This is a genomic window from Vibrio sp. 1402, assembly GCF_033340275.1.
Map to the genome: position 1 here is coordinate 101750 of NZ_JAWOWE010000011.1, position 12521 is coordinate 114270.

The 12521-nt window shown below is 47.3% G+C and carries 10 protein-coding genes; 6 read left to right on the forward strand and 4 right to left on the reverse strand.

Annotation, left to right across the window (positions count from 1 at the left end; all coding sequences use genetic code 11):
- Positions 1 to 63: 63 nt before the first annotated feature.
- Positions 64 to 1119, forward strand: coding sequence for an ACR3 family arsenite efflux transporter (gene arsB / locus R7044_RS18660; protein ID WP_053303785.1), 1056 nt, complete (start codon positions 64 to 66; stop codon positions 1117 to 1119).
- Between the two features lie 36 nt (positions 1120 to 1155).
- Here arsB and R7044_RS18665 read toward each other — a convergent pair whose 3' ends face one another.
- Both R7044_RS18665 and R7044_RS18670 read right to left on the reverse strand, forming a co-directional pair.
- The gene (locus R7044_RS18665) at positions 1156 to 1935 is read right to left on the reverse strand and encodes a helix-turn-helix domain-containing protein (RefSeq protein ID WP_225455746.1); all 780 of its coding nucleotides are present in this window, start codon (positions 1933 to 1935) and stop codon (positions 1156 to 1158) included.
- Positions 1936 to 1954: 19 nt separating this feature from the next.
- The gene (locus tag R7044_RS18670; protein WP_053303787.1) at positions 1955 to 2488 is read right to left on the reverse strand and encodes a YbhB/YbcL family Raf kinase inhibitor-like protein; all 534 of its coding nucleotides are present in this window, start codon (positions 2486 to 2488) and stop codon (positions 1955 to 1957) included.
- Positions 2489 to 2675: 187 nt separating this feature from the next.
- Between R7044_RS18670 and R7044_RS18675 the strand changes: the two genes are divergently transcribed.
- From R7044_RS18675 to R7044_RS18690, 4 genes are all read left to right on the forward strand, one after another.
- Positions 2676 to 3467 (forward strand): PhzF family phenazine biosynthesis protein, encoded by a 792-nt coding sequence (locus R7044_RS18675; protein ID WP_172563885.1) that lies wholly within the window; start codon positions 2676 to 2678, stop codon positions 3465 to 3467.
- A 207-nt stretch (positions 3468 to 3674) separates the two neighbouring features.
- Complete coding sequence (locus R7044_RS18680; protein WP_373924835.1) at positions 3675 to 4625, forward strand: HlyD family secretion protein; 951 nt, start codon at positions 3675 to 3677, stop codon at positions 4623 to 4625.
- A 4-nt stretch (positions 4626 to 4629) separates the two neighbouring features.
- Positions 4630 to 5556, forward strand: coding sequence for an ABC transporter ATP-binding protein (locus tag R7044_RS18685; protein WP_203345636.1), 927 nt, complete (start codon positions 4630 to 4632; stop codon positions 5554 to 5556).
- Positions 5556 to 6653, forward strand: coding sequence for an ABC transporter permease (locus R7044_RS18690; RefSeq protein ID WP_017635233.1), 1098 nt, complete (start codon positions 5556 to 5558; stop codon positions 6651 to 6653). Before R7044_RS18685 ends, R7044_RS18690 begins: the two co-directional genes overlap by 1 nt.
- 109 nt (positions 6654 to 6762) lie before the next feature.
- Here R7044_RS18690 and R7044_RS18695 read toward each other — a convergent pair whose 3' ends face one another.
- Together R7044_RS18695 and fdhF are read right to left on the reverse strand one after the other, a co-directional pair.
- Positions 6763 to 7134 carry a hypothetical protein gene (locus R7044_RS18695; RefSeq protein WP_005375433.1) on the reverse strand — a complete coding sequence of 124 codons (372 nt, stop codon included), beginning with the start codon at positions 7132 to 7134 and terminating at the stop codon, positions 6763 to 6765.
- Between the two features lie 363 nt (positions 7135 to 7497).
- Entirely contained in the window at positions 7498 to 11736 is a 4239-nt protein-coding gene (gene fdhF / locus R7044_RS18700; RefSeq protein ID WP_225455747.1) for a formate dehydrogenase subunit alpha, read from the reverse strand.
- 315 nt (positions 11737 to 12051) lie between these two features.
- Here fdhF and R7044_RS18705 point away from each other — a divergent pair, with 315 nt between their 5' ends.
- Complete coding sequence (locus R7044_RS18705; RefSeq protein ID WP_225455748.1) at positions 12052 to 12474, forward strand: hypothetical protein; 423 nt, start codon at positions 12052 to 12054, stop codon at positions 12472 to 12474.
- The last annotated feature ends 47 nt before the right edge of the window (positions 12475 to 12521 follow it).

Below are 12521 nucleotides of genomic sequence, written 5' to 3' on the forward strand. Positions count from 1 at the left end.
CGTGCAGAGATAAACTATACCTTTAACTATCGCCTTTCGACGATAAACGAATAAGAGAACACTATGACTACTCAAGTTTTAAATAGTGCCAGCGACAAAATGAGCTTCTTGGACCGTTACCTAACGGTGTGGATTTTTGTGGCAATGGCAATCGGTGTAGGTATTGGCGCAGTATTCCCTCAAGTTGCTGAGTGGAACGAGTCAATGTCAGTTGGTAGCACAAACGTACCGCTAGCGATTGGTTTGATTTTGATGATGTACCCGCCACTCGCAAAGGTGAACTACAACTTGCTAGGCACAGTGACGAAAGATAAAAAAGCGATCACGCTGTCTTTGGTCATGAACTGGATTGTCGGCCCTATTTTGATGTTCATCCTTGCATTGACTTTCCTAGGTGATCATCCGGGTTACATGGTTGGTATCATTCTGATTGGTCTTGCTCGTTGTATTGCCATGGTATTGGTATGGAACGATATCGGTGGCGGTAACAAAGAATACGGTGCAGCCCTAGTTGCACTAAACAGCGCTTTCCAAATCGTGACTTACAGTGTGATGGCATGGTTATTCATCACTGTGTTGCCACCAGTCTTTGGTTACGAAGGTTTCGTGGTTGATATCTCGATGATGGACATCGCGGAAAGCGTTCTGATTTACCTTGGTATCCCATTCCTAGCGGGCTTTCTAAGCCGTAAATGGCTGGTCGCTGCGAAAGGTGAGCAATGGTACAACGACGTGTTCATCCCACGCATTTCACCAATTACCCTTATCGCCCTACTTGCGACCATCGTACTGATGTTCAGCTTAAAAGGTGAGATGATTCTTGAACTGCCAATGGATGTATTCCGTGTAGCAATTCCACTGGCTATTTACTTTGTGTTGATGTTCTTTGTCAGCTTCTTCGTTGGTAAGAAAATGGGCATTGACTACGACAAAAACGCGTCGATTGCTTTCACGGCAACAGGCAACAACTTTGAATTGGCTATTGCGGTTTCTATCGCGGTGTTTGGACTAAACTCAGACCAAGCTTTTGCTGGTGTCATTGGCCCGCTGATCGAAGTGCCTGTGTTGATTGCTTTGGTGAATGTAGCATTGCGAATGAAAGCCAAATATTATGGCTAACCTAAAAAGCACAAAAAATACAAAAGCGGTAAAACATTAACTCACTACCGTTTTAATATACTCGCTGGGCGTTAGGCCGAACTTACTTTTAAAGCGTTGGCTAAAACGCCCCTCTGACTGATAACCACACAACTGTGCGAGCATAGCAACGTTATACGAGCCATTTTGCATCAAGTAAAGTGCGTGATTTAAGCGCACTTCCGCCAATACTTCACGATACTGGGTACCTTCTTGTTTCAGTTTGCGTATCAATGTTGCTCGGCTCATAGCAAAGTGCCCCGCGACCATGTCTAATGGATGCTCCTCCCCTGGAGAGCGCGATAAGTAACGACTAAGTTTCTGACTAAAAGAGATATGTGAACTCGAGAATAACCGATGCAATAACCCTCTCTCAGCTAGCTGCTGATATAGGCCCATAATCCAATAGCGTTGTGTCGCTTCACTTAAGCTTTCCCGCTCAAACGAAAACAAAGCATTTAACGTCGCTTGCAATGCTTTATCTGTCTCAACAACGGGTACATAGTTTCCTAATGCGTTGCTCATGCTTAGCTCCAACATTTCATCGCTAGGCACACAGTAAAAACTGAACATTCGAGAAAGAAATCGCCCTTGTAGAGGAAGATTTTCAAAATTTAGGGATGCATTTGCTTCACAAAGCATGATATTTGGATGATGGATGTCGAGTACTTCATCTTTCCAGAAAAGATGTTTACTCCCCTTAACAATCTGAATAAGGCTTGGGGAGTGAATCCTGACATTACGAAGCTTCTGCTGCTGCCCCGCACGAAACAGCGTAACCTGATATTGGTGACCCATTCTCTCCCCTTATATTCAATTATCGCGTGTAAGTCGTGGTTAATGTCGCTTTACCCAAAGCAACACTATTCAAAGTAAACCCTACAATGGCTGGTGGCGTGTTTTCATCCAATTTCAGTTCTTCAGTTGGCAATGCCCACACCGTAAACTGGTAACGATGCATCCCATCATTCTTTGGAGGACACGCGCCGCCGAACCCCGTTGTGCCGTAGTCAATACGAGATTCTTTGCCGCCTAACTTGTTCATATCAATGCCTCGAGGCAGTTCGCTAACGGTGGATGGAATATTAAACGCTATCCAATGCCAAAAACCACTGCCTGTTGGCGCGTCGGGGTCATACACGGTGATCGCAAAACTTTTTGTGCCCTTTGGAGCTTCTTTCCACATCAATTGTGGTGATTGATTCCCGCCATCACATCCCCAACCAGAGTATTCAAATGTCTTCGCCATCGGGTGGCCTTCTTGAATATCTCTACTCACGAGTTCAAATGCATGGGCAGAACCGACCGCAAAAACACTCAATGCCAAAACTGATTTGTAGATCGCTTTCATGTTTTTCTTCCTTTCAATGAATTCAACACTAGTGTAAGTACCCAGCAGTCCGAATTCTTGTCAGTAAGTATCAAAAAACACAAAATAATCTATAATTTTGACACTTTAAGATTCTAACACAAATTTCTTACTCTCTTAATTGCACTTGGTTTATGCTAATTAATCGCTCACGGAACAAGGAAGGAAAATGGAATTGGATATCAACGTGGTGGACGCCTTCACCGATACGCAATTCAAAGGCAACTCAGCAGCGGTGATACCGTTAGAGGAATGGCTAGCCCCAGAATTGATGCAAAATATCGCGACAGAAAACAACTTGTCGGAAACGGCTTTTCTAAAATCCATTGGCGCAAACCGATATGAGATTCGTTGGTTCTCTCCTATAACTGAAATCGACTTTTGTGGACACGCCACACTGGCCTCTTCGTTAGTGCTGTTTGATGAGCTTGGCATTAATGGCACGATTGAATTTCATACTCTGGAAGTAGGAACCCTCACCGTGGAGAAGAATGCGCAAGGTAAGATCGAGATGACGTTTCCTGCTCGTCCTCCAAAAGCCGTTTCTGAGATTCCCCTAGCATTAATTGAAGGCTTAAGTTGCGATGTGGAACGCGTACTGCTTAGCCCTCAAGCGTATTTCGTGGTGGTCGACAGCCAACAGGAGGTACTTGAGGTTCAATACCGTTCAGAGCACCTCAAGACACTCGCTCCTTACGATGTGGTCGTTACCGCAAAAGGCGATCAACAAGACTTTGTATCTCGTTACTTTTGGCCTGCAAATGGTGGTGACGAAGACCCAGTAACCGGCTCGATTCACGCTGGATTAGCACCATTCTGGGCAGAAGAATTAGGCAAAACATCACTGGTTGCTTATCAAGCTTCTCAGCGCGGAGGAATTTTGCATTGTGAAGTTACTGGCGAACAAGTAAGAGTATCTGGCGACGGCGTGCTCTACATGAAAGGCAAGATTTTTGTTTAAATGATATTCATGTAATCAACTTAAAAGAGCCAAGTAAAGCACGGCTTCAGCAGGATAAAGCCAGTTTCAATAATTAATCAATTGATGAATATTGAAGGAATTAACTTCCTAGCCGGACAAAACTGACTCACGTTACACTGAATGCAGTCCCATACTCTTCTATAGCTTGATACGAGTTCGAGCTCACCTTCTTAGAGGAAGCGTCGCATGATGAAGCGAATCATTCTTGGCACCCTAGCCCTGACTCTTGTAACTGCCTGTTCCAAAGATGACGGACAGCAAGCCCTTGGCACATTAGAACGTGACCGCGTAACCTTCACTGCCACCTCTAGCGAGATAATTCGTGCCCTACCCATTAAGGAAGGCAGCCAAGTCACCGAAGGAGAAGTGCTGGTTCAGCTCGATACAAAGAACCAAGAAGCCGTTTTAGCTCACGCCGTAGCTGAACAAGCCAAGGCTGACGCTTATCTTTTAAAATTGACCAATGGTGAGCGACCAGAAGACATTGCAGCAGCGCAAGCACGCGTTGCCAGAGCGGAAGCTCAATTGGTTGAAGCGCAAAAGAACTACCAACGTAAAGCGGAGTTAGTTCGCAAGAAACTCATCAGTCAATCAGAAAAAGACACCGCTTTAGCAGCCAGAGATTCTGCCCGTGCAGAGCTAGACTCCTCACAAGAAGAGTTCAGCAAACTGACCGCTGGCTCTCGTCCTGAAGATATTGAACAAGCGAAAGCCGCACTCATGGCTGCAAAAGCCGATGTAGCACTGCAAGAACAAAAGCTGGCAGAACTCACCATCACGGCCACGCGAGATGGCTTGTTAGATAACCTACCGTTTAACCTTGGTGAACGCGTTCCTGTGAATGGCATTGTTGCCGTAATTCAAGCGAGCCGCGTCCCATACGCCCGTGTTTATGTTCCTGCCAATTATCGAGTCAACTTTGTGCCGGGTAAAACGGTTAACGTGCATGTAGATGGCGTTGAGCAACCATATAGCGGCACCGTTCGTTGGGTAGCGACTGAGCCTTCATTCACGCCTTATTTCGCGCTCACCGAGGAAGAACGCTCGCGTTTGATGTACCTAGCAGAAGTCGACCTACAAGACTCCGCACAATCCTTGCCTTCGGGTATTCCAGCGCAAGTGGATTTGGTGGAGTAAGCCAATGACCGAATACGTGATTCAAGCTGAAAATGTGGTGAAGAAGTTTGGTGACTTCACCGCCATCAACAACATCACGCTTAATGTGCCCAAAGGCAGTATTTATGGTTTTCTTGGTCCTAACGGCTGTGGCAAATCGACAACTATTCGTGTGTTAACTGGCTTACTTAGCCCAAGCGAAGGCAATGTCGATGTACTCGGGCTAGAGATCCCAAAACAATCTGAGCTTCTGCGCCTCAAGATTGGCTACATGACGCAAAAGTTCTCGCTTTATGATGATCTGACGGTTCAAGAGAATCTTGAGTTTATTGGACAAATCTTTGGTATGGAAACCAAGGCCCTAAAAGCTCGCATCGAAGAACAACTATCCACCTACGGTCTCGACCAGTTGCGTAAACAGCGCGTCGGCGGAATGAGTGGCGGCCAGAAACAACGCTTGTCTCTCGCCGCAGCGACCATGCACAAACCAGAACTGTTGTTTCTCGATGAACCCACATCTGCGGTTGACCCAGAGAACCGACGCGATTTCTGGGAGCAATTGTTTGATCTCTCTGACCAAGGCACCACGATTTTGGTCACAACGCACTACATGGACGAAGCAGAGCGCTGTCATCGTCTGGCTATTATGGAAGCCGGGGAAATCCGCGCCGATGGTGAGCCAGAAGAACTCATGGCGCAAATGGGCGTTAACATCGTCGAAGTCAAAGCGGATAACTTACGCGAGCTCAAAGAGAAAGTCATTCAGCGTGAAGAGGTACGCTCAGCCGCACAGCTCGGCATTCGCTTACGCATTTTGATCCACCAGCACATCGAACAACCGATCGAATGGTTAACCCAAACCTTTCCAGAGCTTGAGGGCTGCGAGATGAACATTGCTCGCCCGAGCTTGGAAGATGTGTTTGTCAGTGTTACGGGAGAAGGTCGCCAATGATGAAATCTATTGCCCGTATGAAAGCGGTAATGATCAAAGAGATCCGTCAGCTTTCACGTGACCGCATTACCTTTGGCATGGTCGTGATGATCCCGTTGATTCAGCTCCTGCTGTTCGGCTTTGCCATTAATACCGATATTCGCAACATTCCCGTTGGCGTCGTCGATCAAAGTGGCAGTACTGCCGGGCGCGTGATTACCGAGTCCGTCAAAGTCACACAAGTGGTCGATGTGGTCGAAACCTTCGCTACCGCATCAGAAGCCGAGCAAGCCATTCAAGACGGCTTGGTACGAGCGGCTTTGATTCTGCCTAGCGACTTAACCCAACGTATGGTGCAAGGTCGAGAACTTGGACAGTGGATTGTGGATGGTTCAGACACCATGATCAGCTCTGCGATTCTCTCGCTACAAACCATGCCGTTAACGGATTTTGATTTTGAGATACGCCCTGCCCCAACCAAAACCTTTGAAGTTGCGCTGTATTACAACCCGAGTCGGCGCTCGGCGGTGAACATTGTCCCCGGTTTATTGGGCGTGATTCTGACTATGACGATGATCTTGTTCACTAGTGCAGCCATTGTTCGTGAGCGGGAACGCGGCAATTTAGAGTTACTGATTACTACGCCAATCCACTCCATCGAACTCATGGTGGCGAAGATCATTCCCTACATCTTTGTTGGTCTGATACAGGTGTTTATCATTTTAGGCTTGGGGCACTGGATATTTGGTGTGCCGATAAACGGCGCCATTAGTCAGATATTGTTTGGCACGCTGTTGTTTATCGCCGCGAGTTTAACCTTAGGTCTGGTGATATCCACCATTGCGACGACACAGCTTCAAGCAATGCAAATGACGGTGTTTATTCTTTTGCCGTCGATTCTTCTGTCCGGATTTATGTTCCCTTATGAAGGAATGCCCGTCGCGGCACAATGGATATCAGAAGCCCTGCCTGCCACTCACTTTATGCGCATTATTCGTGGTGTGGTGTTGCGTGGTGCAGACCTAATGGAGCTATGGCGAGATACAGTTTGGTTACTTGGATTCACCGTTATCGGCCTTATTGTCGCTTCATTTCGCTTCAAAAAATCACTCGACTAATCCCACGATATTGCGTTCATTCCTTAAAAACAAAAATAGCCCCAACGAAGGGCTATTTTTTGTTTGTGTATTCATACACTGTGCTATCGAGCTCAACTCTCAGACAATATTAATAGTACTCGCCGTAGGAACAATCTCGTAAATCGGAAATATTGTAGTTTTTCAAAGAGTTTATTTTAAAGTTGAACACTACCTGTTTACAGACAACGCCTTCGCGATCCGTATACGTGATAATACCTTCACTGTACGCACGCTGACCATCAGAGGATGTCACGTCAGCAACAAGTTCCAAATGGCCCTTGTGCGCGTCTACGCGATTCATCATCTCAAACACATCGACCCACTCTTCGCGATTTGCCATTTGTATTAGCATGGACTTCGCCTGTGTTTCCAACTGCTGGGGGTATACATAATAACGGTTGTAACCAAAGTATGCGCACATAAGTAATAAAACGAGTGCAAATGAGGTTGTTCTTGTCATACAAGCTTCCTCTTGTTGTTATAAAAATCTTGCTTCGTTAATTCAGTATAGGAAGCGAGCAAAGTTTAGGTTATAGAACTTGCCCAAATAACAGAGGACAGTCAGAGACAGTCAATTCTATGACAAGCTCAACAACAAACTTTATTGCACTCTCATCATGGGCTTGAACAAAAATACGCCATAGAGACAGTAAGAAGTAAGAAGGGAAAACTAACCGGAGCGCGGTGATAACAGAAAAGTAAAAGGAGTTTGAAGAAAAAGACAATCCGAGTGAATGTAGTGAGAGCGGAAATCAAGATTAGATTATCCGCCCATCAACTAGGCTCAAATTGTCAGTGACCACAACAACGCGACTCACCGAATTTAAACGTGTTGGTAACTATCTTCGAGAGACTCTGTCTGCGTTGTTTTCTCGCTCACTTCCACTTTAACCGCTGCGACCTTGAACTCAGGGATTTTCGCATGCGGGTCAGTCGCCGTTGTCGTTAAACGGTTCACCGGCGATTCAACAAAGTGGAATGGAATGAACACCACACCTTTTTGAATACGCTTAGTCACAAAGGCATCAATCTCAATGCTGCCGCGACGTGTAGACACTGTCAGACGCTGACCATTACTGATGCCAAGTGCTTCTGCGTCTTCCACGCTAACCATTGCGCGAGGGCCAGCAAGGTTATCCAACCCTTTGGTTTTGCGCGTCATGGTGCCAGTGTGGAACTGCTCAAGTACACGACCTGTAGTAAGCACCAGTGGATACTCTTCATCTGGCAGCTCAGCCGCATAACGGAACGGTACGCCCACCATTTGCCCTTTACCACGAGTAAACTGGGTTTGGTGCATGATGCGAGTACCTGCCGGGTTGTTCTTGTTGCTCGGCCATTGCACACCGTTTGGCGTAATGGCATCCCAACGAAGTCCCGCGTATTGAGGCGTCACTCGTGCAATTTCATTGGTGATATCAGACACGCAGTGGTAATCCCAATCACTGCCCATGGCATTGGCGATTTCTTGAATAATCCACCAATCTTCTTTTGCCTCACCCGGTGCCGTGACAACCGGATTCACACGCTGAACACGACGCTCCGTATTGGTGAAGTGACCCGCTTTCTCTGCAAACGAGCAAGAAGGCAGAACCACATCCGCGTATTGTGCAGTCTCCGTTAGGAAGATGTCTTGAACCACCAAGAAGTCGAGCGTTTCTAAACCTTCAATCACATGCGCTTGGTTCGGGTCACTCAACACTGGGTTCTCACCCATGATGTACATACCACGGACGTCACGATGGCAAGCCGCATCAATGATTTCTGTCAGGGTTAGACCTTGCTCAGAAGGCAGATTTGGCGCGTTCCATTCAATCGCAAACTTCTGACGCACAATTGGGTTGTATACCTTTTGGTAGCCCGGGAAGCTGTTTGGCAAAGCGCCCATATCACACGCGCCTTGCACGTTAGATTGACCACGCAATGGGTTAATGCCACCACCTTCAATACCGATGTTGCCACACAGCAGCTGCAGGTTAGCGATAGAACGCACGTTGTCATGACCTGTCGTGTGCTGAGTAATACCCATCGAGTAGTACACAGCGGTACGATCTGCCGTACCGATCATGCGCGCCATTGCTTGAATGTCTTCGGCTTTTACGCCTGTAACCAACTCCACTTTATCGAGGTTGTAAGCTGGCGACATCACCTCTTGCAGTAAGGTATCAAAGCCGTCGACACGTTCTTCGATGTACTCTTGATCGTACCAACCGTTCTTGATGATCTGTTGCATGACGCCGTTCAGGAGCATCACATCCGTACCCGGACGGTGCGCCATGTACAACTCAGCATGCTCTGCCATATCGACACGTTTCGGGTCAGCTACAATCAAACGAGCGCCGTGATGACGAATGGCTTGTTTGATGTGTGAAGCGATAATCGGGTGCGCCGATGTGGTATCCGAACCAATAATAAAGATCACATCAGAGTGCTTAATGCTTGGAATGTCGTTGGTCATTGCACCACTACCCAGTGACGCTTCAAGACCGGTTACACTCGATGCGTGACACAAACGCGCACAGTGGTCGACGTTGTTAGTGCCTAGTTCACGACGGACAAATTTTTGGAACGCGTAGTTGTCTTCGTTGGTGGTTTTCGCTGAAGAGAAACCCGCTAATGCGTTGCTGCCAAAATCTTGCTTGATGCCAGAGAACTTGCTCGCAATCAGTTGAATCGCCTCTTCCCAACTTGCAGGCTGCAACCAACCATCTTTACGAATCAATGGCGTGGTAAGACGCTCTTCACTGCCAATGAAATCAAAACCAAAGCGCCCTTTCACACACAGCATGCCTTGGTTCACCGGCGAGTCACCGCCTTTCACGTAACGAATCGTATTGGTTGTTTCGTCCACGAACATAGTCAACTTACAACCCACACCACAGTATGTACAAATGGTGTCGACCGCTTTCAGATCTTCAGTACGACCTTGTGAACGGTCACGACTATCGACCATCGCGCCCGTTGGACACACTTGAACACACGCGCCACATTGCACGCAGTTCGAATCACCCATTAGGGTTAAGCCATTCTTGTTACTTCCAAAGTGCGGACGATCGTCAGGACGTAATGCCGGACGACCTTGTTTATCGCACACGAAGTTCAGTACACCGTGCACGGCTTTGTCGCGACACGCTTGGATGCACTGACCACAGCTAATACAGCGGTTAGCATCAAACTCAATAAACTCAGAGCTACGGTCAACTTCGTACTTATGACGCAAGTCTTTCGCACGGAGATCTAACCAATCTTGATGCGATTTAATCTGCAAGGAGAAGTCAAAGCTTTGCTCGGCTTCATATTCGGTGGAGTAATCACGCAGCGCACAATCGGTATTTGCCTGACAACCACATTCTAGACAGCGCGCGGCTTCCTGCATCGCTTCTTCGTTATCAAAGCCCAACTCCACTTCAGCGAAGCTTTGCTCGCGTTGTGCTGGAGTCAATTCTGGCATGATAGATCGAGCGACTTTCTGGATGTTCTCGAAGTGAAGCGGATCGACTTGAGAGAGTTTCTTCTCTTTGCGCGAGTTGAACGCCGCCTTTGGCATATCGGCCATATCGCCATTCAAAAACAGAACAATGGCTTTTGCCGCAACGCGGCCATCACCCACGGCTTCAACTGCCGTTGCTGGACCACGGCGGAAATCACCAATACTGAAGATGTTACCCGTGCCGGTGTGCATGGTCTTTTCATCTGCATCAGAGGTGTTCCAGCGCGTAAGCGGAATAGATAAGTCTTCACCTTCTAGGAAGCTCAGGTCTGGCTTTTGCGATACTGCCGCAATTACGGTGTCGAACTCTTCGGTGAAGAACTCGCCGGTTGGTTTAGGGCTTCGACGACCAGATGCATCCGGCTCACCCAACGCCATGCGCTCTAGACGAATCGCATTCACACGTCCGGTTTCATCGGCAAGGTTTTCTGCAGGGTTAGTCAAGAAGTGGAATTTCACCCCTTCATGTTCCGCTTCGACAATCTCGTAGTATTCTGCCGGCATTTCGTCACGTGTACGACGATAAATCAACGTGGTGTCTGCACCAGCGCGACGCGCAGTACGAGCACAGTCAATTGCCGTGTTACCACCACCGATCACCGCGACTTTCTGACCTGTTACATAGTTTTGCTCGGTAACGTAATCTTTTAGGTAATCAACGCCTAAGTAGCAACCTTCAAGGTCACTGCCTGTGTAGTGCATTTCGACCGCTTGAGACGCACCGACAGCCAAACACACCGCGTCGTATTCTTCACTCAATTGAGAAAGCGTTAAATCCACACCCAGCTTTTGATTGGTGTGAACTTGCATGCCATTACGGCACATCAGTTCGATTTCTTTATCGAGAATGTCTTTTGGTAAACGGTATTCAGGAATACCGTAACGCAACCAACCGCCCGCTTTTGGCATGGATTCAAAGACCGTAACGTCGTAGCCTTCGTTCGATAGATAGTAGCCAGCCGTGAGACCACCAGGACCACTGCCGACGACGGCAATCTTCAAACCTTTGCTTGGTTTCTTTTCTGGCACATAGGCTTCATGCGCAGACAGATCTGCATCCGCGGCATGACGTTTTAGCTGACGAATTGCGATTGGCTCATCGACTAGCGAACGGCGACATTCGCTCTCACAAAATGCAGGGCATACGCGGCCAATCGATAACGGCATAGGAAGCGTACGCTTAATCACTTCAATCGCTTTTTGATGGTCGTTCTGTGCGATGTGATAAAGGTACGATTGGATATCCACGCCCGCAGGACACGCGGTTTTACATGGCGCTTCACAATCGGCGTAATGGTCCGTCATGATGCGGTTGAGTGCTTTTCTGCGGTGCTCGCTTAATTGTTCTGATTGCGTGACCACATTAAGGCCGCGGTAAACTTCGAGCTCACACGCACGCTTAGTACCGCCACTTTCGACTTCAACTACACACAAGTCACACGGTACTTTTTCATTACTTTTGTTCATTCCGCACAGCGATGGGATCTCGACCCCACACACTTTTGCTGCTTCTAAAAGGGTTAGACCCTCTTCTACAATTCTATATTTTCCATCGATGACAATTTCTATCATGCAACCCCCGCAGCAAAGCAAATCCAAATCTGCACAAGTAAAACCATGCATTCTATAAGGATAATCATTTGTAAGACAAGTTAGTGTGATGTAAAACTTATAAACCACATTTTTCACGTGTCATAAAAAGCGAGGGCTTCTTTCGCTAACTTTCAACACTCGGTGTTTAACAAACGTTTTACTCCCTCAAAAGTGCGAAAACTGAAGGGTTGGACTATTTTGATAATAAGAGTAATAAATGATTGACCTTACCCTTAGGTTAACCTTTAGAATCGAAGGGTTTTCATCATTTTCATCAAACACATGGGAAAGGGTATGCACTTAAAATCGCTGCATACAATCTGGTTAACTCTCTTCACGTCGCTAGTACTATTGGTATCTAGTGTGGTGAACAGTGAGCCGTTGATGAATATTCAAATGATGTCTACTGGCATGGCTCACCATCCTTCTATGATGAGTGACAGCGAACACTGCGGTATGCCTGGCATGATGGACGTCTCCATGACTGACGGTTCTATGTCCGAAGATGGCGATGCAAGAGAAACCAGCATGAACTGTGGTGGAGGCTCCGGCATGGTTCATACCTGCTGTACTGCCGCGTGTACGATAGTTTTCGTCCCCCTACCGAATCCTATCAATAGCCCAATGCCCGTCGTCTATCGCGCAACTATTACTCCTGAAGTTGCTTCCCCAGTCGTACACGTCAGCCGCGACCTATACCGACCTCCTATAGCCTAAATCTGTCCTAGCATTCGACCCTGCGCGTGTATCGCAGGTTGTTTTAA